The 25,143-nt window shown below is 71.5% G+C and carries 25 protein-coding genes; 14 read left to right on the top strand and 11 right to left on the bottom strand.

Annotation, left to right across the window (positions count from 1 at the left end):
- Nucleotides 1-61: 61 nt before the first annotated feature.
- Entirely contained in the window at nucleotides 62-1,261 is a 1,200-nt protein-coding gene (locus OHA21_RS06425) for a PucR family transcriptional regulator (protein ID WP_328471133.1), read from the top strand.
- 3 nt (nucleotides 1,262-1,264) lie between these two features.
- Here OHA21_RS06425 and OHA21_RS06420 read toward each other — a convergent pair whose 3' ends face one another.
- Nucleotides 1,265-1,657, bottom strand: a complete 393-nt coding sequence (locus OHA21_RS06420) for a PPOX class F420-dependent oxidoreductase (protein ID WP_328471131.1) — start codon at nucleotides 1,655-1,657, stop codon at nucleotides 1,265-1,267.
- A 55-nt stretch (nucleotides 1,658-1,712) separates the two neighbouring features.
- Between OHA21_RS06420 and OHA21_RS06415 the strand changes: the two genes are divergently transcribed.
- Nucleotides 1,713-2,465 carry a TIGR02569 family protein gene (locus OHA21_RS06415; protein WP_328471129.1) on the top strand — a complete coding sequence of 251 codons (753 nt, stop codon included), beginning with the start codon at nucleotides 1,713-1,715 and terminating at the stop codon, nucleotides 2,463-2,465.
- Here OHA21_RS06415 and OHA21_RS06410 read toward each other — a convergent pair.
- Entirely contained in the window at nucleotides 2,448-3,041 is a 594-nt protein-coding gene (locus tag OHA21_RS06410) for a GNAT family N-acetyltransferase (protein ID WP_328471127.1), read from the bottom strand. The two genes, OHA21_RS06415 and OHA21_RS06410, sit on opposite strands and share 18 nt — an antisense overlap.
- Here OHA21_RS06410 and OHA21_RS06405 point away from each other — a divergent pair.
- The 4 genes from OHA21_RS06405 (at nucleotide 3,040) to OHA21_RS06390 (ending at nucleotide 6,607) form a co-directional block, all read left to right on the top strand.
- A complete protein-coding gene (locus tag OHA21_RS06405; protein ID WP_328471125.1) occupies nucleotides 3,040-4,158 on the top strand; it encodes a hypothetical protein in 1,119 nt (372 codons plus the stop codon). The two genes, OHA21_RS06410 and OHA21_RS06405, sit on opposite strands and share 2 nt — an antisense overlap.
- Nucleotides 4,159-4,199: 41 nt before the next feature.
- Nucleotides 4,200-4,604, top strand: coding sequence for a RidA family protein (locus OHA21_RS06400; RefSeq protein ID WP_328471123.1), 405 nt, complete (start codon nucleotides 4,200-4,202; stop codon nucleotides 4,602-4,604).
- Nucleotides 4,605-4,648: 44 nt separating this feature from the next.
- Complete coding sequence (locus OHA21_RS06395; RefSeq protein ID WP_328471121.1) at nucleotides 4,649-5,620, top strand: MFS transporter; 972 nt, start codon at nucleotides 4,649-4,651, stop codon at nucleotides 5,618-5,620.
- 120 nt (nucleotides 5,621-5,740) lie between these two features.
- A complete protein-coding gene (locus OHA21_RS06390; RefSeq protein WP_328471119.1) occupies nucleotides 5,741-6,607 on the top strand; it encodes an alpha/beta fold hydrolase in 867 nt (288 codons plus the stop codon).
- Here the strand turns inward: OHA21_RS06390 and OHA21_RS06385 are convergent.
- The 3 genes from OHA21_RS06385 to OHA21_RS06375 all read right to left on the bottom strand — a co-directional run bounded on the left by OHA21_RS06385 (nucleotide 6,592) and on the right by OHA21_RS06375 (nucleotide 9,207).
- Complete coding sequence (locus OHA21_RS06385) at nucleotides 6,592-8,205, bottom strand: methyl-accepting chemotaxis protein (protein ID WP_328471117.1); 1,614 nt, start codon at nucleotides 8,203-8,205, stop codon at nucleotides 6,592-6,594. The genes OHA21_RS06390 and OHA21_RS06385 overlap by 16 nt on opposite strands.
- A gap of 411 nt (nucleotides 8,206-8,616) precedes the next feature.
- Nucleotides 8,617-8,880: a hypothetical protein gene (locus OHA21_RS06380; RefSeq protein WP_328471115.1), complete on the bottom strand. Its 264-nt coding sequence runs from the start codon at nucleotides 8,878-8,880 to the stop codon at nucleotides 8,617-8,619.
- A 45-nt stretch (nucleotides 8,881-8,925) separates the two neighbouring features.
- Nucleotides 8,926-9,207 carry a DUF6223 family protein gene (locus OHA21_RS06375; RefSeq protein WP_328471113.1) on the bottom strand — a complete coding sequence of 94 codons (282 nt, stop codon included), beginning with the start codon at nucleotides 9,205-9,207 and terminating at the stop codon, nucleotides 8,926-8,928.
- A 128-nt stretch (nucleotides 9,208-9,335) separates the two neighbouring features.
- Here OHA21_RS06375 and OHA21_RS06370 point away from each other — a divergent pair, with 128 nt between their 5' ends.
- Nucleotides 9,336-10,439, top strand: coding sequence for a sensor histidine kinase (locus OHA21_RS06370; RefSeq protein WP_328471111.1), 1,104 nt, complete (start codon nucleotides 9,336-9,338; stop codon nucleotides 10,437-10,439).
- Nucleotides 10,436-11,083 carry a response regulator transcription factor gene (locus OHA21_RS06365; RefSeq protein ID WP_328471109.1) on the top strand — a complete coding sequence of 216 codons (648 nt, stop codon included), beginning with the start codon at nucleotides 10,436-10,438 and terminating at the stop codon, nucleotides 11,081-11,083. The genes OHA21_RS06370 and OHA21_RS06365 overlap by 4 nt, the downstream gene beginning before the upstream one ends.
- 21 nt (nucleotides 11,084-11,104) lie before the next feature.
- On the opposite strand, the gene OHA21_RS06360 is transcribed toward OHA21_RS06365, so the two are convergent.
- Both OHA21_RS06360 and OHA21_RS06355 read right to left on the bottom strand, forming a co-directional pair.
- A complete protein-coding gene (locus tag OHA21_RS06360; protein WP_328471107.1) occupies nucleotides 11,105-11,959 on the bottom strand; it encodes a CPBP family intramembrane glutamic endopeptidase in 855 nt (284 codons plus the stop codon).
- Between the two features lie 165 nt (nucleotides 11,960-12,124).
- Nucleotides 12,125-14,269 carry an MMPL family transporter gene (locus OHA21_RS06355; RefSeq protein WP_328471105.1) on the bottom strand — a complete coding sequence of 715 codons (2,145 nt, stop codon included), beginning with the start codon at nucleotides 14,267-14,269 and terminating at the stop codon, nucleotides 12,125-12,127.
- 166 nt (nucleotides 14,270-14,435) lie between these two features.
- Between OHA21_RS06355 and OHA21_RS06350 the strand changes: the two genes are divergently transcribed.
- The 5 genes from OHA21_RS06350 to OHA21_RS06330 all read left to right on the top strand — a co-directional run bounded on the left by OHA21_RS06350 (nucleotide 14,436) and on the right by OHA21_RS06330 (nucleotide 19,234).
- Nucleotides 14,436-15,632 carry a sensor histidine kinase gene (locus OHA21_RS06350; RefSeq protein WP_328471103.1) on the top strand — a complete coding sequence of 399 codons (1,197 nt, stop codon included), beginning with the start codon at nucleotides 14,436-14,438 and terminating at the stop codon, nucleotides 15,630-15,632.
- A 2-nt stretch (nucleotides 15,633-15,634) separates the two neighbouring features.
- Nucleotides 15,635-16,309 carry a response regulator transcription factor gene (locus tag OHA21_RS06345; protein ID WP_328471101.1) on the top strand — a complete coding sequence of 225 codons (675 nt, stop codon included), beginning with the start codon at nucleotides 15,635-15,637 and terminating at the stop codon, nucleotides 16,307-16,309.
- A gap of 82 nt (nucleotides 16,310-16,391) precedes the next feature.
- Nucleotides 16,392-18,191 (top strand): flavin-containing monooxygenase, encoded by a 1,800-nt coding sequence (locus OHA21_RS06340; RefSeq protein WP_328471099.1) that lies wholly within the window; start codon nucleotides 16,392-16,394, stop codon nucleotides 18,189-18,191.
- 39 nt (nucleotides 18,192-18,230) lie between these two features.
- Nucleotides 18,231-18,728 carry a hypothetical protein gene (locus tag OHA21_RS06335; protein ID WP_328471097.1) on the top strand — a complete coding sequence of 166 codons (498 nt, stop codon included), beginning with the start codon at nucleotides 18,231-18,233 and terminating at the stop codon, nucleotides 18,726-18,728.
- Complete coding sequence (locus tag OHA21_RS06330; RefSeq protein WP_328471095.1) at nucleotides 18,728-19,234, top strand: TIGR00725 family protein; 507 nt, start codon at nucleotides 18,728-18,730, stop codon at nucleotides 19,232-19,234. The genes OHA21_RS06335 and OHA21_RS06330 overlap by 1 nt, the downstream gene beginning before the upstream one ends.
- 214 nt (nucleotides 19,235-19,448) lie before the next feature.
- On the opposite strand, the gene OHA21_RS06325 is transcribed toward OHA21_RS06330, so the two are convergent.
- Nucleotides 19,449-20,552, bottom strand: a complete 1,104-nt coding sequence (locus OHA21_RS06325) for an epoxide hydrolase family protein (RefSeq protein ID WP_328471093.1) — start codon at nucleotides 20,550-20,552, stop codon at nucleotides 19,449-19,451.
- A gap of 80 nt (nucleotides 20,553-20,632) precedes the next feature.
- Between OHA21_RS06325 and OHA21_RS06320 the strand changes: the two genes are divergently transcribed.
- Nucleotides 20,633-21,604 (top strand): helix-turn-helix transcriptional regulator, encoded by a 972-nt coding sequence (locus OHA21_RS06320; RefSeq protein WP_328471091.1) that lies wholly within the window; start codon nucleotides 20,633-20,635, stop codon nucleotides 21,602-21,604.
- 37 nt (nucleotides 21,605-21,641) lie between these two features.
- Here the strand turns inward: OHA21_RS06320 and OHA21_RS06315 are convergent, their stop codons facing one another.
- The 3 genes from OHA21_RS06315 to OHA21_RS06305 all read right to left on the bottom strand — a co-directional run bounded on the left by OHA21_RS06315 (nucleotide 21,642) and on the right by OHA21_RS06305 (nucleotide 25,140).
- Entirely contained in the window at nucleotides 21,642-21,962 is a 321-nt protein-coding gene (locus tag OHA21_RS06315) for an SCO4225 family membrane protein (protein ID WP_328471089.1), read from the bottom strand.
- A 143-nt stretch (nucleotides 21,963-22,105) separates the two neighbouring features.
- Nucleotides 22,106-24,670, bottom strand: coding sequence for a HoxN/HupN/NixA family nickel/cobalt transporter (locus OHA21_RS06310; RefSeq protein ID WP_328471087.1), 2,565 nt, complete (start codon nucleotides 24,668-24,670; stop codon nucleotides 22,106-22,108).
- Nucleotides 24,671-24,756: 86 nt separating this feature from the next.
- Entirely contained in the window at nucleotides 24,757-25,140 is a 384-nt protein-coding gene (locus OHA21_RS06305) for a VOC family protein (protein ID WP_328471085.1), read from the bottom strand.
- Nucleotides 25,141-25,143 lie beyond the last annotated feature (3 nt).

Genomic DNA, 25,143 nt, shown 5'->3' with positions numbered 1-25,143 from the left:
AGCGCGCCGTGCAGTGACACTATGTCACTACCTGAGGCCGAGATGGTGCAGACTGCACTGCATGGCCTGGGAGCTGCCGTCGAAGCCGGTGCGCGAATTGATCCGGCGAGGCGCCGAGATCGTCCTCAACCCGGCGCCCTCCTGGCTGGCCGAGCTCGACGAGGCCGTCCTGGCCGGCAGCAACATGCAGGCCATCGCCGCCGACCCGGTCCTCGCCGCCGGCACCCGGCGCACCAACCGGGCCAACCTGGCGACCTGGGCGGCGGCCAACATCAACGACCCCGGCGCACGCGTGCCGGTCATCCTCAGCGAGGCGGCACTCGCGGTGGCACGCGATCTGGTACGCCGGGGACTGAACGAATCAGCGCTGGACGCCTACCGCATCGGGCAGGGAGTGTCGCTGCGCCTCTGGACCCGGATCACCTTCACCCTCACCGATGATCCCGCCGAGCTGCGCGAGTTGCTCGACGTCTCGTGCCGGTCCATCTCCACGTTCGTCGACGACACGGTGGCCGCGATCTCCGCCCGGATGCAGGCCGAACGCGCCGACCTGACCCGCGGCAGCCACGCCGAGCGGCGCGAGACCGTCCTGCTTCTGCTCGACGGCGCCCCGATCGGCCGGGCCCGTGCCGAGGCCCGGCTCGGATATCCCCTGACCGGTACGCACACCGCCGCCGTGGCCTGGTCCGACGACCCCGACTCCGACCTGGGCGACCTGGACCGGGCAGCCGATCTGCTCGGCGCGACGACGCTCAGCGTGACCGCCAGCGCGGCGACCCGGTGGCTGTGGCTGCACGGCCGCGCGGACCCCGTACAGCTGCGGTCTGCCCTTGGCGCCCTGCCCACCGTGCGCCTCGCGCTCGGCCCGGCCGGCACCGACCTGGACGGCTTTCGCCGCAGCCACCTGCACGCTCTGACCACCCAGCGGATGCTGGCCCGGCTGGCGTCACCGCAGCAGATGGCCACCCACGACGAGGTCGAACTGGTCTCTCTGATCACCGACGATCCGCAACGCGCCGACGACTTCGTGAAACGCACGCTGGGCCGGCTGGAGACCGCCCCACCGGAGATCGTCGACGCGGTGCGGGTCTTCATCGCGTCACAGTGCAACGCCTCGCGCGCCGCCGAAAGCCTGTTCACCCACCGCAACACCCTGCTACGCCGTCTGCAGCGGGCCGACGAGCTGCTGCCCCGCCCGCTGGCCACCGACAGCGTCCACGTCGCCGTGGCTCTGGAGGTGCTGCACTGGCGTGGCCGCTGAGCCTCAGACGCCGACCTTGCGGTTGGAGGGAACCAGCTGGTGCGGCTCGGTGTCGGTGTCCTCCAGGCCGAAGCTGATGATCTGGCGAGGGTGGATCCGGATGAGCCCCGGGTCGTCGATCGCCTCGGCGGTGCCGCGGATCTCCAGGCAGCGGACCCGCCACGGGTTCGTCGACGGCAGGTCGTCGACGACGAACGCGACCTGACCGTTCGCCGCGACGTTGCGGAACTTGCGGCTCGCCGTCATCCGGTAGCCCGGGACGTCGATGGTTCCGGTCTCCGGGTTGTAGCGGTAGCCGACCGGGCTGTTCTGCAGGGTCCCGTCCGGGCGCAGGGTGGCCAGGCGGCCCAGATGTTGCCCGGCGAGGTACTGGATCTCGATCTCGGTGAACGCCATGACCGCGAGCCTTCACCTTCAACCTTGCTTGAGGTCAAGGTCTACGGTGCAACCCATGATTCCGAAAGCCGTGCTGCGTTCGTTCGGGGCCGACGGGACGCCGCGACCGTTGGCCGGCGGGCAGGGCACCTCCTGGACCGCGGGTGACCTGGTGTTCAAGCCTGAGGACAGCACGGCCCATGCCTGGCTGGGTGAGGTGTTCGCGCAGGTGAAGCAAGACGGATTCCGTCTCGCCGAGCCGGTCCGCGCCCGGGACGGCGCCTGGGCGCACGACGGGTGGACGGCCACCAGGTTGGTAGCGGGCAGTGCGCCCGACTACGGCTCGGCCCGTACCTGGCAGGAGATCCTCACGGCGGGCCGGGCCTTCCACCGGGCGGTGGCCCATCTGCCGCGGCCGGGTTTCATGGACGAGCGGGACGATCCCTGGGCGGTGGCCGACCGGGTGGCCTGGGGCGAGCGCACGATGCGGTTTCACCCGTTGTTCGCCCCGGTGGCGCGGCGGCTGCGGGAAGCCCTGGAACCGCTGGGCGAACCCCAGATCGTGCACGGTGACCTGACCGGGAACGTGCTGTTCGCCCCGGGTCTGCCGCCGGCGGTCATCGACGTCTCCCCGTACTGGCGGCCGCCCGCCTACGCAGACGGGATCGTGATCGCGGACGCCCTCTGCTGGCACGGCCTGCGGACGACGCTGGACGTGCCGGCGGCCGCGATCGCGCGGGGTCTGCTGTTCCGGATGGCCACCGGTTTCGGCGACATACAGGACGTCCGCCGGTATGAGCGGGCAGCCGATCTAATCCTCGGCGGCTGAGACGACCGACGTCGGCCATTCGTGGCGGAGTACGGCGTACAGATCGGAGTCTCGCCAGCCGTCACGGATCAGCTCGGTCTCCCGCATCCGGCCCTCGTATCGCAGGCCCAGCTTCTGCAGCACCCGTGCGGAGGCGACGTTGCGCGGATCGCAGGTCGCGAAGACGCGGTGCCGCCCGTGCTCACCGAACGCCAGATCGACCAGCAGACGCGCGGCCGTGGTGGCGAGCCCGCGGCCCCACCGGCCGGGATGGATGCCGTAGGAGATCTCAGCCTGATGCGACCCGCGCAGATTCAGCTCGCCCATCCCCACTACTGTCTCGCCGTCGAGGAACACGAAGACGAAGCGTGTCGTCGACGGCTGCGCCGCAGTGCGTACGAAATCCCGGGTCTGCTCCGGCGTGTTCGGGCCCCACGCCTGATACCGGCACGCCTCCGGCAGCCGGGCCCAGTCGTGCACCGCCGGCCAGTCGTCGAAGGTCAACGGCCGCAGCCGCAATTCTTCCGCCACACCCGCATTCAACGCGGTGACGCCGCCGCCCGCCGCCCGCCCGCGGTGCGGCATGATCATCGGCATGTCGCACCTGCGCAGGATCGGGTTCTGGCCGCTGTCCGGCTTCCCCGACCGGCCCTGGATGGAGCACCCCGACGAGGACGCCTTCGTGCGCAGCGCCCGCAGCGTCAGCGAGCTCTACAGCGAGGCGGTACGCGAGGCCCAAGTCCCGAACCGCCACTCCGAACTGCGCCTGTTCTGTCACCTCGACGAGAACCGGGACGACGTGCAGGTGACCGTGTTCCCGGACGTCACCGAAGGATTCGAGATGGGCGGCGCCGCCCTGCCGCCCGGGGTCGCCGCGTTGCCCGGCCCGGCCCGGGCACGCCTGGTCCTGGAGGTGTTGCACGCCGCGGTCACCCGGCTGGGCACCGTACGTGGATGGGATCGGACAGTTCTGGACGCCGCCCACGCCCACGCGCTGGCGTCCGGGCTGCGCTACCGGTGGGCCGGGCCGGCGAAGACCGGGCCGGACCGGCGGCACACCGCCCGCCCGGTGTTCGTGCTGCACGACGACGGGTTCGGCCGGGTGGTGATCGAGGTACGGCGGCGCGACGACGACCGGACGGTCGCGGTCTCGCAGTCGTCGACGGCGTTCAGCACCCTGGAAGGTTTTCAGCGCAGCGCCCGGACGTTGCGGTGGCGCAACCGTACGACCGTCGACCTCGTGCCGTGGGCCGGTCTGTTCGGCGACCAGCAGGGCCTGCTCACCCTCGACCTGACCGAGCCGGGCCCGGCAATCGAGGCCGAGCCCGAACCGGCCGGTGACGCCGTGCTGCCGGCCATCGTGGTGCGGGTGCCGGACGATGCCGGGGCGCGTATCGAGGTGGTCGGTGGCGGGCCGATGAACGACGTGCCGGCCGCCTACCAGGACACCCTCGACGAGCTGCTGGACCAGGTCCGGTCCGAGCCGTGGCAGGCGTGGTGGGCGGCGGGCGCCGAGGAGGTGCTGGAGATCTGGTACGACTTCGCGGCGGCCAAGCCCGGCGTCACGGTGCGGCACGGCAACGGGCGGTGGCGTACGACGATCCGCCGGCCCTCCTTCCCCGGAGACCCTGCCGCCCTGGCCCGCGCGGACGTCGAGGCGATGGTGGCGGCGGTCCGGCGGCGTGCCGGGCTGGGTGAGCCGCCCGCCCTGTAAAACCAGGCGCGCCGGAAGTCTCCCGTCGACATAATGGCGCGGTGATCAAGAAGTTCAATCCGCCCACCGTCCACGAGCCCGCCGGCTACAGCCACGTGACGATCTCCGAGGCCGGGCCGCTCGCGCACCTCGCCGGACAGTGCCCGCTCGACCTCGCCGGCGCCGTGGTGGGCGAGGGCGACTTCGCCGCACAGACCGAGCAGGTCGTGCAGAACTGCCTGCGCGTCCTGGAGGCCGCCGGCGCCGCACCGGCCGATGTGGTCCGCTCGGTCGTCTACGTGGTGTCGACCGACAGCTCGGTGCTGGCCGAGGTGTGGCGCCAACTCGAGGCCTCACCGCTCGCACCAGCTTTCACCAGCGCCAGCACGCTGCTCGGCGTGGCCGCGCTCGGCTACCGCGGACAGCTGATCGAGATCGACCTGACCGCAGCGCTGCCGGCCCGGTAGGGACCGGTGTTCCGCTCCTACCGCCGGCTCTTCGCAGCGCCCGGGTGTCGGTCCCGGCCGCTCTGCTGTCCGCGTCGGCAACGATCGTCCTCATCCTCTGCACCCGAGGCGGCGCACCGGCCTGGACGCTGTTCGCCGCGTACGTCGCCGGCTCCACCAGCCCCAACCTCGGCGCCATGGCCCGGGCCCGCTGGACCACCCTCTACCCGGACCGCCCCGACCTCCTGCACAGTGCGAACTCCCTGGAACAGACCCTCGACGAGGTGTGCTTCATGCTCGGCCCGGTGCTCGCCGCGCTGCTGAGCACGATGGTCTTCCCGGAAGCCGGCCTGCTCGTCGCCGCCGTGCTGCTCGCCCTCGGCACCATGCTGTTCGCCGCCCAGCGCCGCACCGAGCCGCCCGTGCACCCGGTCCGGGAGCGGGCCGGGTCGCCGCTGCGGGCCCGCGGCGTCAAGCAGATCGCGGCGACCTTCCTGTTCACCGGCGTGGTCTTCGGCAGCACCGAGGTCGTGACCGTCGCATACGCCGAATCGCTCGGACAGCCGGCCGCCGCCGGCGTGATCCTGGCCCTGTTCGCCGGCGGCTCCGCCGTCGCCGGGCTGGTCTTCGGCGCCCTGCGGATGCGCGGCCGGACCGAGACCCGGTTCCTGCTCGGCGTCGCCGGGATGGCCCTGTTCTTCCAGCCGGTGCTGCTCGCCGGCAACATCTGGGTCCTCGCCGCGCTGCTCTTCGTCGCCGGCCTGGCCACCGCACCCACGATGATCGCCAGCATGACGCTGGTCCAGGAACGGGTGCCGCCGACCCAGCTCAACGAGGGCATGACGCTGACCAGCACCGGCCTGCTCATCGGCATCTCCGCCGGCGCCACCGCGGGCGGCTGGGTGGTCGACACCGCGGGCGCCGCGGCCGGCTACGCGACCCCTGCGGTGGCAGCCGTCCTGGCCCTGCTCACGGCGCTGGCCGCCTTCGTGGGGCCGCGGTCCACCGCTTCGCAGGGGGCCTTGCTACCCCGCTGACCCGTACGGTCATCGTATGGAGACCCGTCTCGGCCTCCTCGATGCCTGGCTGATCTGGCTCCGTGGTCATCGGCTTCCACTTCGACCTGTTGGTCTCCTGAGTCCGGGTATAGAGGGGACATGACTGTCGCGCATCGCCGTATCGACGTGGACGGGATCGACACGTTCTACCGGGAGGCCGGGCCGGCCGGGGCGCCCGTCCTGCTGCTGCCACACGGGTATCCGTCGTCGTCCTTCCAGTTCCGGCAGCTCATGCCGGCGCTGGCGGACCGGTGGCGGACTGTCGCCCCGGACTTTCCCGGCTTCGGCTACACGGGCACGCCGAAGGACTTCGACTACACCTTCGACGGGCACGCGACGTTCCTGCAGCGCTTCGTGGACGCTCTCGGGCTCGACCGGTACGTCGTCTACCTGCAGGACTACGGCTCCCAGCACGGTCTGCGGCTGGCCATGGCCGCGCCGGAGCGGGTGGCCGGGTTGATCATCCAGAACGGGGACATCTACGAGGACGAGCACGGGCCGAAGTACGCGCCGCTCAAGCGGTTCTGGGACAACCCGACGGCTGAGGGCCGGGAAGCGCTGGGTGAAGCGGTCACGCTGGAGGGCTTCCGGGACGAGTTCCGCGGCGAAGTGCCGGAGGGGATCGCCGAGCGGATCAGCCCGGACCTGTGGGAGCTGTCCTGGGCGGTGCTGAACACGCCCGAGCGCCGCGAGCACCTGATCAACCTGCTCGCCGATCAGCGGCACACCCGGCAGTGGTTCGGGCGGCAGCAGGCGTACCTGCGGGAGCACCGGCCGCCCACGCTGATCGTGTGGGGACCGCACGACGGCTATATGCCGGCCGGGGCGGCGCGGGCGTACCTGCGCGACCTGCCCGACGCGGACCTGCACCTGCTGGACGGCGGGCACTGGCTGCTGGAGACCCACCTGCCCGAGGTGGTGGACCTGGTCCGCCCGTTCCTGGACCGGGTCTACACGCGGAACTGACCGACCAGTTCCCGCAGCTCGTGGGACATGCCGGCCAGCTGCTCCGCGGTCTGGCGGGAATGCACCACGCCCCGCGCGGTGTCCTGGCTGGCGGTCGCCACCCCGGTGATCCCGGCGGCGATCTGACCGGAGCCGGTGGCCGCCTCGACGATGTTGCGGCCCATCTCGGCGGTGGTCGCGGTCTGCTCCTCGACCGCCGCCGCGATCGTGGTGGAGTGCTCGTTGACCTCGCCGATGATGTCGGCGATCTGTTCCATGGCGGTGATCGCCGCTCCGGTGTCGTCCTGGATCGCCTGCACCCGGTGGCCGATGTCGCCGGTCGCCTTGGCCGTCGCCTGCGCCAGGTCCTTGACCTCGCCGGCCACCACCGCGAACCCTTTGCCCAGCTCACCGGCGCGGGCCGCTTCGATCGTCGCGTTCAGGGCGAGCAGGTTGGTCTGCTCGGCGATCGAGGTGATCAGGTTGACCACGCCGCTGATCTCGTCGCTGGAGCGGCCCAGCCGGCCGATCGTCTCGGTCGCGGCCCGCACGCTGTCCACCCCGGCGGCAGCCACTCCGGCGGCCCGGCCGGCGCCGTCGGCGATCTCGCGGATCGCGGCGTTCATCTCCTCGGTGCCGGCGGCCACGGTCTGCACGCTGCGCGAGACCTCCTCGGCCGAGGAGGCGATCATGTCGGACTGCCCGGAGGCGGCGTCGGCAGCGTTCGCGATCTGCGCGGACGTGGCGGTCAGCTCGGAGGCGGCGTCCGAGAGGGTACGGCTGTTCTCGCTGATCGCCGCGAAGGCGTTGCGCAGCACGTCCAGGGTGCGGTTGACGGCGCGGCCCATCGCGGCGAGCTCGTCGCGGCCGCTGTCCGGCGCCCGGACGGTCAGATCCTTGTCGGCGACGTTGCTGAGCACGGTGACGGTGGCGGCCAGCGGTCCGGTGATGCTGCGGGTCACCACGATCGCGACGAGGACGCTGAGCAGCAGGCAGAGCAGCCCGGCGACGACCATGAACGTCTCCGAGGTCGAGGCGGCGTCATCAGCGGCCTGCTGAGCGGTGGCCGCCCGCCCGCTGGTCAGCTCCACCAGCCGGTCGACGGACTCGTGGATCTTGTGCATCCACTCCACGGATTCCCCCGCGACCAGGGCGTTCGCTTCCCGTTCGCCGGCGCTGGTGCCGGACCGGTAGCCCTCGACGATCCGGTCGTCCACCGCCATGAACTGCTCGAACGACCCGTCAGCCGCGTCGACCAGAGCCTCTTCCTCGGCGTTGTGATCAAGCGCGTGCAGCCGGGCGAGATCGTCATGGAACGCCGCGGCTGCCGCGACGAACGACTCCCGCTGCCCGACCGCGTCATCGGTGGCGTTCTCGACGCCGCGGATCGTGTCGAACGCGTACCCGTTCTGCCATCCGTTGAGATCCGCGGTCCGGAACTTGGCCGCCAGCGCCGCCTGACTCGTGGCGTTCGCCGCCGCCACCTCGTCCGTCGCGACGCGGGCGCGGTCCTGGCCCCAGAGCCCGATCCCGATCGCCGCGAACATGCAGAGACAGATCGCCGTGAACGCGCCCCCGAGGCGCATGCCGATCTTGACGGTCCGGAGAAATCGCATCATCACCGCTGACGATACGGACTAACCACAGCATCTCGGGCTATTTCCATCTGAGCTTGCCGCTCACGCTCCTTCATCGGTACGCGCGACGCCGTTCCGCCGCATCGTGCCCGTCCCCCACTACGACGCGACCGGCAGCCGCTCCCGGCCGCAACGCGGCCGCCGGGCTGATGCAGGTGGTCCGGCTGGCCCTCAGGGTCGTTTCAAGGCGTCCGGAACAGCCCTCAGCGCCAGCCCGTTCGCCTGCCGGGGCCGCGCTGGGGCCCGGCGTGCGGATCGGTCGCGAGGGTGACCCGCTGCATAAGCCCGGCGGGGGCGCTGGGGCCCTGCGTTGCAGGTGGTCGCTGGGCGAACGGCAGAGCGCATGTCACGCGTACCGATAAAAAAGCCGCATCGCTGGAGTCGCGCTGCGGCCTAGAAACCGATCGGCTCGCGGATGATGATCACCGTGCCCCGGTCGGGGAAGCCTTCGCGCTCGAGGATCAGAATGCGGCCCAGGAAGGAGGTCTGGCCGTAGCGTTCCTGGAGGCGCTCGTTCTCGCGGGGCACGCTGTAGGTGCGCAGGTCGGCGGAGATGCCGGAGACCCGCAGGGTTTCGCTCTGGGCGGTGAAGACCGTTCGGTCGCGCCGCACGAGTTCGGCGACGAGGCGGCGGGCGTCCTCGGCGGTGTCGACCACGTGGGTGGCCAAGCCGTTGCCGCGCAATGCCTTGGCGGCCCGGGTCTACGCCCGACGGGAACGGATCAGCGCCAGCCCGCCCAGAAGCAGGCTGACCACCCCGAGGGCGACTGCGAGGACGGCGCCGGCCAGGCCGTTTCCGGTGCCGAGGCCGCCTGCGGCGTTGGCCGCATGCAGGGCGCCGACGATGGAGCTGAGCAGGCCGGCGGCCAGGGCGACGATCGCGGTGTTGCGCTGCGCCCGGGTTATCGCGCGCCATCCGAGGACGACGCCGGCCAGGCCGATCACGGCGAGCAGGGTGGGTAGCAGACGCCCGGTGCCGAGCATGATCTCTCCTTCGGTCGTTTCCACCGATCGTCGCGCCCGTCGCGAGCCGGCCGCGTCTGCCGGAGGGCGTAAGGAAAGACGCTTTTCGACGTACGAGCCGGGGTGGCCGGGCGGCCTATCATCGCGGCATGCGGTTGTTCCGCCCGCCGGTCTGGGCGCAGGATCTGCTTTTCGCGCTGTTCATCACGGTCATGCAGGTGCAGGGCACGCTGGCCAGCGACAACGCAGGGCAGAAGACCCTTCCCGGTACGGGGTACCTGCTCCTGATCCTCAGTGGTGCAGTCATCGTGGTGCGCCGCCGGTGGCCGGTCCCGGTCTTCGCCGTCACCGCGCTCGCCAGCGTGACCTACTACGCCCTCGACTATCCGGACGGGCCCGGCTGGCTCGGGCTGTTCGTGGCCCTCTACACGCTGACCGCCCTCGGCGACGGCCGGCGGTCGCTGTTCATCGCCGGCGGCGGGATCACCGTGCTGACCGTCTGCTGGCTGGCCGCGGCGACCGACATCGAACCGCGGGCCGCGATCGGCTGGGTGTTCTTCCGGATCGGCGCCTCGATCATGAGCGCCGCGCTCGGTGAGAGCGTCCGGTCCCGCCGGGTCATCGCGGCCGACGCGGTGGAACGCGCGGTACGGGAAGGGCAGGCGCGGGCCGACGCGGAACGGCTGCGCATCGCCCGGGAGGTCCACGACACCGTGGCGCACGCCATCGCGATCATCAACGTCCAGTCCGGCGTCACCGCCCACGTCCTGGACAAACGGCCTGAGCAGGCACGGGAGGCGTTGCGGGTGATCGAGGAGACCAGTTCGCGGGCGTTGGAGGAGATGCGGGCGGTGCTGGGCGTACTGCAACTTCCCGGTCTGGAGGGCATCGACGACCTCGCCGACCGGGCCCGGCAGGCGGGGCTGGAGGTGGACGTCGCGGCCTGTTCCCTGCCCCCGGATGTGCCGAAAGTGGTGGGGAGCGCGGTGTACCGGATCGTGCAGGAGTCGATCACCAACGTGATCCGGCATGCCGGGGCGACCCGGGTGACGGTGGCGCTGGACTGTGGCGCTGATGCCGTGCTGGTGCGGGTCGCTGATGACGGCGCCGGCCCGGCCGAAGCGGAACGGCCTGGCCGGGGGCTGCTCGGGATGCGGGAGCGGTGCCGGCTGCTCGGCGGGGAGTTCGACGCCGGGCCGGTGCCGGGTGGCGGGTTCGCGGTGACCGCCCGGCTGCCGCTGGTCCCGGCATGAGCATCCGGGTACTGCTCGCCGAGGACGAGAAGTTGGTGCGGTCCGGGTTCCGGTTGCTGCTCGACGTCGAGGACGACATCGAGGTGGTCGGGGAGGCTGCCGACGGGGCGCAGGCCGTGGAACTGGCCCGGCTCACGTGCCCCGATGTCGTGCTGATGGACATCCGGATGCCGAAGGTCGACGGGATCGAGGCGACCCGGCGGATCGCTGCGGTACCCGGACTGCAGCGGGTTCGCATCCTGATCCTGACCACCTATGACACGGACGCGTACGTGTTCGAGGGCTTGCAGGCCGGTGCCAGTGGGTTCCTGCTGAAGGACGCCGGACCGGCGGAACTGCTGCACGGCATCCGGGTGGTGGCGGCCGGCGATGCCCTCTTGGCACCGCGGATCACGCGGCGGTTGATCAGCCAGTTCACGGCGCGGCGGACTGCTTCGGAGAGGTTGGGGGTGCTGACCGAGCGGGAGCGGGAGGTGGTGGCGCTGGTCGGTCAAGGGTTGCGCAACGATGAGATCGGGGCGGCTTTGTTTCTCAGTCCGGAGACTGCCCGGACCCATGTGAGCAGGGCGATGGGGAAGCTTGGGGCCCGGGATCGGGCGCAGTTGGTGGTGATCGCTTACCAGACCGGCTTGGTCACGCCGTAGCCGCTGGCACGGCAGGGCAGCTCAGGCTAGACGGATCGTGGCCAGGGCTGCGGTTACCAGTAGGCCCAGGCCGTTCGTCGCCCAGTGGAGGGCCGCCGCGGCGAGCAGGCTGCCGCTGCGGCGGCGTAGTTCGCAGAGCAGCAGGCCGGCTACCGCGGTGAAGGCGACCGCTCCGGCGACGGCCAGGGCTTGGCCCGCGGCGTCGGTGCCGAGCGCTGCGCCGACCGCGCCGTTGGCCTCGGCGAGGCGCAGCGAGGGCAGGATGTGCCAGAGGCCGAACAGCACCGACGAGGTGACGCTCGCCCAGACCGCGCCGCGGCGGCGGTTGACCAGGCCGAGGAGGACGCCGCGGAAGGCCACCTCCTCGAGGAGCACGGTGCCGAGGGGCACCACCACGAAAGCGGTCATCAGGGCCGCGCTGATGTGCAGGTGGTAGCGGACGTCGTCGAACGCCGGCCGGGTAGCGGGGATGGCGACGCCGATCGCATAGACCACGGCGACCGCGAGGACGGCGCCGACGGCGTACTTCAGGCCGGGCACCAGCGTGCGCCGCGAGAGGCCCATGTCGTGCCAGCTCAGGCCGGCGCGCCGGCCGAGCAGGACGAGACCGAGCGCGACGAGCGGGCCGGCCACCAGCCCGGTGTGCGGCGGACCGAACTTCGCGGCGACGTTGACCGCGGCCAGGATGACCACGACAGCGCCGAAGACGAGCAGCAGCCGCTTGCGCGACGGGTGCGCAGCCGGTCCGCCGGGCACCAGGCTGGCGGGAACCAGAGTGCCGGCCGCGGGGCTGCCGGAGGCCGGGCTGGCGGAGGCCGTTGCGCTGGGGACCGGACGGCTGGGGACACGGAGGCGATCAAGGGCGACATTGGGCATAGCGGGCTGAAGGCTACCTGCCACGGACAGCCCACATCGGGCGAATGTAACGCTCTGTGAGGTTAAACTCGTCGCCCATTGGAGTCATCCGTCGTCAGGGCGACCCCTTCCGACGGGCCCGCCGCACTCATGGATTACCCGCGGCGGGCCCGCTCACACCACGCTCTACCGGTGTTCCAGGGCCAACCGTGGCAGGCGGCGGGCCAGCCCGGCCGGCAACCACCAGGCCCGGGCGCCGAAGAGGTGCATCGCGGCCGGCAGCAGCAGGCAGCGGATGACCACCGCGTCGATCAGAACCGCCACCGCCAGACCCAGGCCGAACTGCTGCAGCATCCGGTCCGGCGAGAGCACGAACGCCCCGAACACCACCACCATGATCGCGGCCGCGGCGGTGACCACCCGGCCGGTCGTGGCCAGGCCCTCGCGGACCGCACCACGGGCGTCACGGGTGCGTTCCCACTCCTCGTGCATGCGGGCCAGCAGGAACACCTCGTAGTCCATCGACAGCCCGAAGACGATCGCGAAGATCATGACCGGGACGTACGCCTCGATCGGGCCGGGTGGCACACCGAACGCGCCGTGCTGGAAGACCAGGGTGATCACGCCCATGGCCGCGCCCACGCTGAGCAGGTTGAGGATCGCCGCCTTCACCGGGATCAGCAGCGAGCGGAACAGCACGAGCAGCAGCAGCGCGGACAGACCGACCACGACGCCGACGAACAGCGGCAGCCGCGCCGCGATCGCGGTGGACACGTCGATGACCGCGGCGGTCGGGCCGCCCACCAGCACCGTCACGCCGTTGTCGCGGGCCACCGGGGCCAGCACGTCGTCGCGCAGGGTGGCCACCAGTTCCTCGGTCGCCTCGTCCTGCGGGGCCGACTCCGGGTAGGCGATCACGGTGGCGACCCCACCGTCCGGTGCGGGGATCGGCGGGATGACGGCCGCAACCCCGGGCGTGGCAGCCATCGCCTGCTGGACGGCCTCGGCCGCCGGCTGCGCGGCCTGGTCACCGGCGTCCACGACGACCACGAGCGGGCCGTTGAAGCCGGCGCCGAAGCCTTCGGCCAGCAACTCGTACGCCCGGGTGCTGGTCTTGCTGTCGGCGTCGTTGCCGGCGTCGGCGAAACCGAGGCGCATGTCGAGCACCGGCGCGGCCAGCGCGAGCAGGGCGATCAGCGGCAACAGGACGGCCGGCCATGGTCGGCGGGCCACCGCGTCGCTCCACCGGCGCCACTGCCGGCCCTCCTCACGGGACGCCCGGCCCGCCTTCTCCCGCCGGCGAGCCATGGTGCGTTCCAGCCGGGCGCCGAAAAGGCTCAGCAGGGCGGGCAGCAGGGTCAGCGCGGCCAGCATGGTGACCAGCACCGTCACGGCGAGGGCGACGGCCACGCCCTGGAGCGCGCCGAGGCCGAGCAGCACCAGCCCGAGCAGCGCGATGATCACGGTGGTGCCGGCGAAGAAGACGGTACGCCCGGCGGTGTCCAGCGCCCTGCGCACCGCTTCGGCCCGGTCGGATCCGCTGGTCAGCTCACTACGGAAACGGGAGAAGACCAGCAGGGCGTAGTCGATGCCCACACCGAGGCCGACCAGGATGAGCAGCGGGGTGGTGAAGTCGGCGACGGTGGCCACGTGCGAAGCGAGGGTGACCAGGCCGATCGCCGAGCCGACCGCGAAGATCGCGATGACGATCGGCAGGCTGGCGGCCAGCAGCGAGCCGAAGAGCAGGACCAGCACGACCAGCGCGGCGAGCAGCCCGGCGCCCTCGGCGGCACCGCCCTCGGCCTCGTCGGCGGCGCGGGCCGGATCGCCACCGACCTCGACGGTCAAGCCGTCTCCCCCGGCTCCGCGTGCGGTGTCGATGATCCGGCGGGTGTCGTCGGCCGGCATCGCCTCGGCAGCGACGTCCAGCGTCACCGTCGCGTACGCGATGGTGCCGTCCGCCGACACCGCGGACTCCGGCACGACCACGTCCACCACGTGCGGCAAACCCCGCACCGGACCCAGCATGGCGTCGACCGCACTCCGGTCGACGCCACCCGGATCCTGCACGACGATCTGCAGCGTGGCGCCGGCCTGAGTGGGCATCCGGTCAGCGAGCACGTCCTGGGCCTGCTGCGACTCGGCGCCGGGCAGCGTGAAGTCGTTGCGGAAGTCGCCGCCGGCCAGACCGGCCCCGGCCGTGACCCCGGCCAGGACCAGCATCCACAGCAGCAGGGCGGTCCAGCGGCGCCGATAGGACCAGTCCGCCAACCGTTCGAAAACGCTGCGCCCTCTGATCCGGGTGGGAGCCTCAGCCACCGTTCCGGTCATTTCTCCTCCGTCGAGCCGATGGTCGGTTCACGGAACGTGACGCTAGGGCGGCAGGACGCTTCGCCGAAACGCTCTGGAGTGGGCTTCGCTCGTACCCCCTGAGGGGGATGTCGAATGCTTCCTGCGAGGGACTCGGCCCGCGGGATCACCGCCGTACGCTGGCCGGGTGAATATTCGGATCGGAGCGCCGAGCCGCGCGGCGGTGGACGCTGTGGCGGCACTGACCGCCGCTGTCTTCACTCTCGTGATGCTGCACGAGGGCGGCCTCGGCGCTGCGGAGCCGGGCTTCCACCCGCTCGATGCGATGGGGGTCGTGCTGACCCTCGCCTCCACCCTTCCGCTGCTGTTCCTGCGGCACGGGCCCATCGCGGTCTACGCCCTCACCGCGTTCGCCTCGCTGCTGCTCCTCGGCCTGGACTACGGCCTCGACGTGCCGCCCGGCCCGCTGATCGCCACCTACGCGATCGCCGAGACCGTGATCAGCGAGGAGGCGCCACAGCGGCGGACGCTGGCGGCGGCCGGCGTCGCGGCCTTCCTGCCGATCGCGGTCGCTCTGATGGTTCTCGACGGCAACTCGTTCCTGGCCATGTCGTCCGGCGTGATCGCCTGGGTCGCGATGTTCGGGCTGGTGTGGACGGCCGGTGACCGCAGCCGCCTGCGGCGCGAGCGCATCTCCGAGCTGGTGGTGACCGGCCGGCTGCGAGAGATGCAGCATCAGTCGCAGCAGCATGTGGCCGTGGCTCAGGAGCGCACCCGGATCTCCCGTGAGCTGCACGACTCGGCCGGGCACGCGATCAACGTGATCCTGGTGCAGGCCGGCGCGGCCCGGCTGCTGCACGAGCGCGATCCCGAGCGCTCCCGCGCGGCCATCGAGACGATCGAGGAGGTGGCACGGGCGACGATCGTCGACATCGACCGGCTGGTCCACGCGTTGCGGGAGCGGGCCCCGCTGGCCGGCCCGGCGCCGGCCAGCACCGCCGACCTCGAGGAGCTCGTCGACCAGCACCGGGCCGGTGGCCTGCGGGTGTCGACCGCGTTCGAGGGCGCGCCACGCGGGCTGCCCAGCGGGGTGGCCTGGGCGGCGTACCGGATCTTGCAGGAGGGGCTGACCAACGCGGCCCGGCACGGTTCGGGGCTGGCCGACGTGCGGATGGCGTACGGGCGGTCGGCCGTCGAGATCGTGGTGCGCAATCCGGTGGGCAAGGAGTCGCGGCCCGGCAGCGGTCTGGGCATCGTCGGGATGCGCGAGCGCGTCGCCATGCTCGACGGGACGCTGGAGGCGAAGGACGAGGGCACCGGGGTGTTCCGGCTACGGGCCCGCTTGCCGTACGACCCGCCGATGCCGGCCGGATTGCTGGCATAGGAATGAGCGGCGGACAGTTGCGGGTCTTGATCGTCGACGACGACGACCTGATGCGCGCCGGGCTGCGGGCCGTGCTCTCCAGCGACGACAGCATCGACGTCATCGGTGAGGCCGCCGACGGCCGTGAGGCGGTGACCCTGGCCGCCGACACCACGCCGGACGTGGTGCTGATGGATGTGCGGATGCCGCAGTTGGACGGCATCGCCGCCACCCGCGAGCTGAGTGAGACGGTGCCGGCGACACGGGTGCTGATGCTGACGACTTTTGAGGACGACGACTACGTGTTCGGGGCGCTGAGCGCGGGCGCGTCCGGGTTCCTGCTCAAGCGGACCCGGCCGGAGCAGCTGATCGAGGCCATTCACACGATCGCCGCCGGGGAGTCGCTGTTGTCACCGTCGGTCACGCGTACCGTGATTGATCAGATGTCCGCGGCGGCGCCGCCGGACCCGGCGATGGTCCGCCGGCTGCAGGGGTTGACCGCGCGTGAACGCGACGTGCTGGCGCTGGTGGCGCGGGGTCTGTCGAATGTGGAGATCGCCACCAAGCTGTACGTCGAGGAGTCGACCATCAAGACCCACATGAAACGGATCCTGGCCAAGCTCGACCTGCGTGACCGGGTACAGGCGGTGATCGTCGCCTACGAGACGGGACTGGTGCGACCGGGCGGCGCGCGATAAAGGCAATCTTGGATCCCCAAAAGTTCAGACGATTGCTCTAAATTGGGCGGGCTGCACCGGACGACCCCGCGAAAGGTCCCGCATGTCCATCCCCTACCTCCCCCACCGGTTCTCGTCTGCGGAGCTCGACGCCATGCGCGCGAGGTACCGGGCGGAACGCGACCGCCGCATCCGCCCGGACGGCGCGACGCAGTACCGGCGGGCGGCCGGCGAGTTCGGCTACTACGCCACCGACCCGTACACCGAGCGGGTCGAGCGCGCGCCGGTTCACGACCGGGTCGAGGCGGTGGTGATCGGCGGCGGCTTCGGCGGTCTGGTCACCGGCGCCCGGCTGCGTCAGGCCGGCGTCGAGGAGCTGCGGATGATCGACGAGGGCGGTGACTTCGGCGGCACGTGGTACTGGAACCGCTACCCCGGCCTGCACTGCGACGTCGAGGCGACCGTCTACATGCCGCTGCTGGAGGAGGTCGGTTACGTCCCGAAGTGGCGGTACGCGCCGGGCGAGGAGATCCGGCAGCACGCGGTCGCGATCGCCAAGCACTTCAGCCTCTACGACGACACGATGTTCCACACCCGGGTCACCGAGCTGCGCTGGGACGACGAAGCCGCCGAGTGGACCGTGCAGACCGACCGCGGCGACGAGTTCCGCGCCCGGTACGTGGTGATCTCCTCCGGCACGCTGACCCAGCCGAAACTCCCCGGCATCCCGGGCATCGAGACCTACCGCGGCCACACCTTCCACACCAGCCGCTGGGACTACGGCTACACCGGCGGCGACCAGACCGGCAACCTGGACAGGCTGGCCGGCAAGAAGGTCGGCGTCGTCGGCACCGGCGCCACCGCCATCCAGATCGTGCCGCATCTCGGCCGCGACGCCGAGCATCTGTACGTCTTCCAGCGCACCCCGTCCAGCGTCGACGTCCGCGACAACCGCCCCACCGACCCGGACTGGGCCGCGTCCCTGCAGCCCGGCTGGCAGCAGGAGCGGATGGAGAACTTCCTGACCATCGTCACCGGCGGGCACGCCGATGTGGACCTGATCGACGACCGCTGGACGGCCACGGCCCGGCTGCAGCGCCAGATGCTGACCGGTTCGCTCGACACCAACCTGTCCGAGGAGGAACGGGAGTACCTCGACGAGGTCGCCGACTTCCGCACGATGGACCAGATCCGGGCCCGCGTCGACCAGGTCGTCGAGGATCCGGCCGTCGCCGACCTGCTCAAGCCCTGGTACCGCTACATGTGCAAGCGGCCCACCTTCAGCGACCACTACCTGCAGACCTTCAACCGGCCGAACGTGACCCTGGTCGACACCGCCGACACCGGCGGCATCACCCGGATGACCGAGACCGGTGTCGTGGTCGGCGACACCGAGTACGAGATGGACTGCGTCATCTTCGCCACCGGTTTCGAGGTCGGCATCTCCGGTGTCGTGTCCGGCACGCTGCCGGTCTACGGCCGCGGCGGGCTGCCGCTGCTCGGGCACTGGCGCAACGGCCCGCGCACCCTGCACGGCTTCTACAGCCACGGCTTCCCGAACCTGTTCCACCTCGGCTCGATCCAGAACGCCGCCTCGGTGAACTTCGTGCACGTCCTGCAGGAGCAGGCCACCCACATCGGTGCGGTGGTCGGCGAGGCCAACAAGAGGGGGGTACGCAAGGTCGAGCCGACCGCCGAGGCGGAGCAGATGTGGGCGGCGACGATCCACGAGACCGCGCCGGACAATTTCACGTTCCAGTCCGAGTGCACACCGGGCTACTACAACGGTGAGGGCAATCCGCGGCCGGTCAACTTCTCCTACGGGCCGGGGCCGGTCGCGTTCCACGAACTGCTGCGGCGCTGGCGCAGCGAGAGCATCGACGAGGTGCTGAGCGGATCCTAGGTACGCGGCGCCGGACGGGTCACCGCCTACGCTGAGCCGATGGCTGATGATCGTGGTGGGTCGCCGGCGTTGCGGGCGGCCCGGCTCAAGGAACGGGTCTACATCACCTTCACCGCTCTGGCGGTCGTGCTGGCGCTGCGCTCCCATCACGCCACGGCTGAGCACGCCGGGTACACACTGCTCATCGCGGCGGCCGGCACGCTGCTCGCGGTCTTCGTTGCGGACGTCGTCTCGCACATCGCGGTGCACGCCGTCCTGCCCACGAGGACCGAACTGCGCGGCATGCTGCACGTGATCCGCGGCGGGTTCGGCGCTCTGGTCGTACCGTTCGTGCTGATCGGTCTTGCTGCGGCCGGCGCGTGGCCGATCGACCGGGCGCTGCGCGTCTCCACGACCGTCCTGCTGGTGTCGCTGATCGTGATCGGCTATCTGGCGGTACGCCGGGTCCGGCTCCCGATCCAGCAGAAGCTGATCGTCCTGTTCGCCGAGTTCGTCCTGGGCGCCGCCGTCGTCGGCCTCGAACTCCTGGCCCACTGATGACAATCCAGATCGCCGTCTGCGGACCCCGCGACTGCACCGAAGCCGAGGCTGCCGCGGCCCGCCGCGTGGGTGAACTGCTCGCGGAGCAGCAGGTCGTGGTCATCTGCGGCGGCGGCACCGGCGTGATGGCCGCTGTCGCCGCCGGCGCCCGGGCCCGCGGCGGCCTGGTCATCGGCATCCGGCCGAACGACAGCCGCGACGGGGCCTCCCCCGATCTGTCGGCGACGATCGTCACCGACATGGGCGAGGCCCGCAACGCGATCATCGTGCAGAGCGCCGACGCCGTGATCAGCGTCGGCGGCTCCTGGGGCACGCTCAGCGAGCTGGCCCTGGCGCTGCGCCGGGGCGGCATCCCGGTGGTGTCGCTCGGCGGCTGGCGGGTGACGCAGGCCGACGGCACACCGGTGCCCGGCATCCATCACACCGACACCCCCGAGGCCGCAGTCGACCACGCCCTCCGGCTGACGCCCACCGCCCCTTCAACCGCCCCGAAGCAACACTGACGGTCAGCCCACAAAGCCCAGCTGACACCCACCGCCCCCTCAACCGCGCGGAAGCAACACTGACGGTCAGCCCACGAAGCTCGGCTGACGCCCACCGTCCCCTCAACCGCGCGGAAGCAACACTGGCGGTCAGCCCACGAAGCTCGGCTGACGCCCACCGTTCCCTCAACGACCCGGAAGCAACACTGGCGGTCAGCCGGGCGAAGGCAACGGGTCAGGTGGAGAGGGGGCCGAAGAAAGCGCGCAAGTCCGCGACCACATCGGCCGGCGCCTCCATCGCCGGGAAGTGGCCGCCGTGGTCGAACTCCGTCCAGTGCGTGCCTTCCGGGACCGGGAGCAGCTTGGGCACCGTCTCGTCCGCGCCGAACACCGCGACACCCTGCGGCACCGACGGCGTGCCACCCCACTCCGACGAATGGGCCTGCTCATACAGGGTGTGCGCGGCCGACACACCCGACCCCGCGAACCAGTACAGGCTCACGTTGGTCAGCAGCTGGTCACGGTCGACCGGCAGCCGGGTCCATTCCTCGAACTTCTCGGCGATCCACGCCAGCTGGAAGAGCGGGGAGTCGGTCAACCCGTACCCGATGGTCTGAGGTCTGGTGTTCATGATCGAGAGATAGCCGGACCCGTCGGTGCGGAACGCGTCCATCCGTTCCAGGATCAGCTTGTCGACCGGGTCGTTCGGGTCGAGGCGGTCGGCCATGCCAGGGATGAACGTCGCGGTGGCCGCGGCGGTCGGCGGGTCGGTCACCACATGGCACCCGATCACCCGGGAGCCGTCGAGCACGGCCACCCCTCCCGACACCCCGGCGCCGACGTCGCCGCCGTGCACGCCGTAACGCTCGTACCCGACCCGGCCCATCAGCTCGACCCACGCGCGGGCGGTGCGCATCATCGTCCAGCCGGGGCCGGCCAGCGGGGTCGAGTAGGCGTACCCCGGAAGGGCCGGAATGACCAGGTGGAAGTCCTCGCGCAGCTGCGGGATGAGGCCGAGGAACTCGGCCGGCGAACTGGGGTAACCGTGAGTGAGCAGGAGCGCGGGCGCATCCGGCCGGTCCGAGCGGACGTGCAGGAACCAGATCGTTTGCCCGTCGATCTTGGTGGTGAACTGCGGATACTCGTTGAGCTGCGCCTCCGCGGCCCGCCAGTCGTACCCGGTGCGCCAGTGGTCGGCCAGCTCACGCAGCTTCGACGGCGGTATCCCCCGGGCCCAGCCCTCACCCGGTGTGTCGGCCGGCCACCGGGCCGCCGCCAACCGGTCGTGCAACAGGTCGAGGTCGGCTTGCGCTACGGCGATGCGGAACGGTTCCATCATCTTCTCCCGTCTGGTGAGGAAGCCGACGTTAGGAGCAATTGCGGATCGCTTCGTTCCGCGATTGCGGCGACTATGGGCGAATGGCGGAGACATCCCTGCGACTGCTGCGTCTGCTCTCGCTGTTGCAGAGCCGTCGCACGTGGAGCGCCGCCGGGCTCGCGGACCGGCTCGAGGTGACCACACGGACCATCCGCAAGGACGTGGATCGCCTGCGCAAGCTCGGTTATCCGGTCGATGCGCGGCCGGGCGTCGCCGGCGGCTACCGGCTCAGCAACGGCGCCAGCCTGCCGCCGATCTTCCTCTCCGACGAGGAGGCGATCGCGGTGGCGGTCGGGCTGCGCAGCGCCGCCGGCGGCTCGGTGGCGGGCATCGAGGACGCATCGCTGCGGGCCCTGGCGAAACTTCAGCAGGTCCTTCCGGCACGGTTACGCCGCAAGATCAACACCATTCGATCGTACGCGCTACGCGTACCCCATCCTGAAGGTGCGATCGACCCGTCCCTTCTCACGGCAATCGCCGATGCATGCCGGGACAACACGCGATTCCGCTTCGGTTACGAGTCGCACGGTGGTGCCGTGAGTGAGCGGGACGTCGAACCCTACCGGCTGGTCAACGACCGCCGCCGCTGGTATCTGTTCGCCTGGGACACCGCCCGGTCCGACTGGCGCACCTTCCGGGCCGACCGGATCACCCCGGTCGAGGCGCCGGGCCCGCGGTTCGTACCCCGCCCGTTGCCCCCGGACGCGGAGATCACCGCGCGCGTGGCGGACAGCGTGCGCACCGCCTCCTGGCGCTATCGCGCCCGGGTGATCGTGCACGCCCCGGCCGAGCATGTCCGCGCCCGCATCCCGGTCCCGGTCGACGTGCGCGAGCTCGGCCCGGACCGTTGCGAGTTCACCCCTGGTTCCGACGATCCGTCGATGCTCGCTCTCTATCTGGGCATGCTGGACGCCGACTTCACCGTGATTGACGGGCCCGAGCTGGCTGATGCCCTGACCCGCCTGGCCGCCCGTTATCAGCGCGCGGTCGGACAGTCCCCCGGCCCGCCGTGACATCCGCGGCGCCTTGAGCACCGCAACTCCGGCCCGGTCACGTCGCCCGGTTCGCCGACTTGCTGGAGATCGCCGCAATGAGCCGGATGCCGTTCCACGCTGCCGCGTTCGCCAGCGCGCCTACCGGTACGAACACCGCGAGACGCCACACATCGCTCACGCTTGCGGGCCAGGGAACGATCAGGTCCAGAAGCCACGACGTCGGCGCGGCGAGCAACATCGAGAGCACGCCCGTGATGGTGTAGGTCGTCCCGTCCGTGGTCAGCAGGAGCCACAGCTCGTACGCGAGCACGGCAGCCACCACCGCCAGGTAGACGCGCGAGACCCAGCTACCGACGAACCAGCGGACGATCTTCATGCGGTTGATCTTGGCGGCATCGGTGGGCCGGCGCTATAGCCTTGCTACTCGAGTGCGCCGTCCGATCAGGGGCCGATCGCCGCCGTGCGATCGACCCCTGACCGCGGTATCCAGCCGGCTCAGGCCGGGCGGGGCCGACTCGATCAGGCCGGGTTCGGGCGCAGGCCGACCGTCTCCATCTGCACCACCGCACCGGGGCGGCCCCGCTCGATCAGGTCCAGCACGGCGGTGACCAGGTCGGCGGGATGGGTGCGGCGCGGGTCCGCGGTCACGCACATGGCGCGGACGCCGTACCCGTCGGCCAGCCCGGCGAGGGTCGCGGTGAAGCGGATCAGCCGGTCCTCGGCATCCGGCGAGGAGACGACGTTGACGATCGCGCCGCCGCCTCCGGCCTGCATGGGTTCGAGGACGAGCTGGCTGAGCAGCATCGAGGCGGTCAGATCCAGGGTGCCGCTGCCGACACTGTTGACCAGGATGCCCGCGCCGCCGAGTTCGTCGGCTACGGCCACGATCCGCTCCAGGTACTGCGGGTCGCGGATGTCGGCGCGCACGGCCCGCGCCGGAACGCCGAACGCCCGCACCTGCGTCGCGCACGCCGCGGCACTGTCCGGATCGATGTCGACGGCGACGATCCCGTACCCGGCGCTGGCCAGCCCGGACGCGATCGCCCGGCCGAGCCCTGCGCCGGCGCCAGTCACCACAGCGACCTCGGCCTGCATGGGCAGCACCAGCGCACCGACCGAGTCGCCGGCCATCGTCGGCTCCTCGACCACCGGCTGCCCCACCCTCGGGTCCGGGCCGAACTCCGGCTCGTGGTCCACCCGCGGTTCGTGGTCAACCCCCGGCCCCTGGTCCACCCGCGGCTCCCGGTCCACCCGCGGCCCCTGGTCGATCATCGTTTCGTCGATCAGTTGCCGCGGCACCCGGCCGTCGCTCACCGGCGTCTGCCCGGCCACCGATCGCGGTGCAGGTTGTCGGTTCGTCGGGATGCCATCGGCCGGCGCCGAGGAGAGGCCTGCTGCCGCCCGCGACGAGGGCTGTTGCGCCACCGCTCCCCCGCCGCTCACCGGCGCTGAAGCAACCACCCGCCGTTGAGCGGGTTGTTGAGCCACGGGGGTCTCGCCGTTCACCCGCGCCTGAGCGACTGCTCGGCGCCGGATCGGCGCAGGCTGCGGCACCGGGGCAACCGGCTGTGCCGGCGGAGCGGAGGCCGGGCGGCGCGGCTCCGGCACGGAGGCGAACGCCTGCGTACCCGTGGCGACAGGGCGAGCAGCGGGCCACCGAGGTTCTGCGGAAACAGGCCGGCGCGGATTCGAAGCGGCGACGGGACGTCGCGGTTCCGGGCCGGCTGGTTGCGGCTGTGCGGTCTGCGCTGCCCAGCTCGCCCTGCGCGCCTCCTGCTTCGCCGCGACCTTCGCCGTGCGGGCCTCAGCTTTCTCGGCCGCCTTGGCCCAGCGAGCCTCCCGCTTCTCCGCGGTCCTCGCCGCGCGAGCCTCCCGCCGAGCCGCAGCGCGATCCCGTCGCGACTCCGCCGCCGTCGGCTGCACCGGGCCGCCAACCGCAGCGGCCGCTTCACCGCCGGCCGAAGCAGAACGGAACTGACCGCCGGACGCCGTGGCAGGGCGGGACCGGGCGCCGGACCCCGCGGCGGCGCTGGACCGGCCGCCGCCCTGGTCGCGGCGGCGCAGGACGGCGTACGCCGCGATCAGGGCGAGCAGCACGACCAGCAGCGGGATCAGCACCGGGCCGGAGGTCAGGACCTGGGCGATCTCCACCAGCGGCCCGCCCGTAATGTCCAGCTGATCAGGCAGGTCGATCCCCGGCAGGTCGCCCAACGTTCCTACCAGCGGGAACACGCCGACCACCAACGCCGCCGCGCCGGCGAGCGCGGCGGCGCCCAGCTGGTAGGCGCCGGCGCGGGTCTGTTCCTCGTCGGCCGTTCCGTATGGGTCGATCACCAGAAGGCCCTGGGTCAGGCCGGCCAGGGACATGCCGGCGGCGAACAGCAGCGGCACCACGATGACCGGGTAGGCGGGCAGCGCGAACACCGCGACGCCGGTGGCGAGCACCAGCAGACCGGCCTCTCCGGCGATGCCCGGCTTCAAGCCGAACAGCAGGCCGGTGACGGACAGCTGCCACGGGCTGCGTACCCAGCCGGTGAGCCGGCCGAGGAACCGGGGCTGCGGCGGTAGCACGACGCCGTCGCGGCGGCGGCGCAGGACTCCGAACAGGACCAGCAGGCTGACGATGCCCAGGAGGCCGAGGAAGATTCCGGCCTCGGCGCCGTCCGCGATCAGCTGCGGAACGAACCCTTCGAGCCCGCTCCACCAGGCGAAACTCTGCGCCGCCATGGTCAGTAGCAGGGTCAGGGCGGTCACCGTGGTGGCGTACCCGAGGGCGAACCAGAAGCCCACCGTGAGCGTGCGGCGGCCGGTCCGGGCCACTTCGGCCGCGCTGTCACCGATGGCGGCCACCTGACCCGGGTCGAAGGCCCGGCGCAGCCCGATCAGGTAGGCGACGATCCCGCCGCCGGCCAGCACGCCCGGTCGCCGGTCGTCGAGCAGGACGATGAGCAGCCCGAACCCGATCAGGTGCAGCAGGGCGACGGCACCGGCCATGCCGGCCAGGGACAGCCGGTCGGTGCGGTCCAGGTCATATCGGAGGCGGGACAGACGGGAGCGGCCCGTCGTCGTCCGATAGTCAGCCATGTCGACGTTCCCCTTCACCTCAGCCGTACGGTGAAAGGGATTCGTGGCCCGCGGCCGCCCGGATGGGCGGCCTATGAAAAACCGGGTCAGCCCGGGGATTCCACCCGCCAGCGGTGGCCGAACGGGTCGACGAGCCAGCCGCCGCGGGAGCCGTCGTCCTCCACCTTGACCGGGCGCTCGACGACCGCGCCGGCGGTGACGGCCGCGGCCACGACCGCGTCGGCATCCGGCACGATCAGGACCAGCGACACCGCTGTGCCGCCGATCGAGCGCGGACTGCGTACCCCGATCTCGGGGTGTTCGTCGGCCAGATAGAGCGGCTCGCCCGCCAGGGCGAGCTCGGCGTGCCCGATCCGGCCGTCGTCGCCGGCCCAGCGCTGAACCTCGGTCGCGCCGAACACGCCGGTGTAGAAGTCGATGGCTGCGGCCGCATCGGCGCAGCACAGGTACGGCACCAGTCCCTGCCCCATGCC

Origin of the sequence: Actinoplanes sp. NBC_00393, assembly GCF_036053395.1 — a bacterium.
Lineage (GTDB): Bacteria > Actinomycetota > Actinomycetes > Mycobacteriales > Micromonosporaceae > Actinoplanes.
Note: the sequence above shows the minus strand (reverse complement) of the source record. Positions and strands in the feature narration are given on the sequence as shown.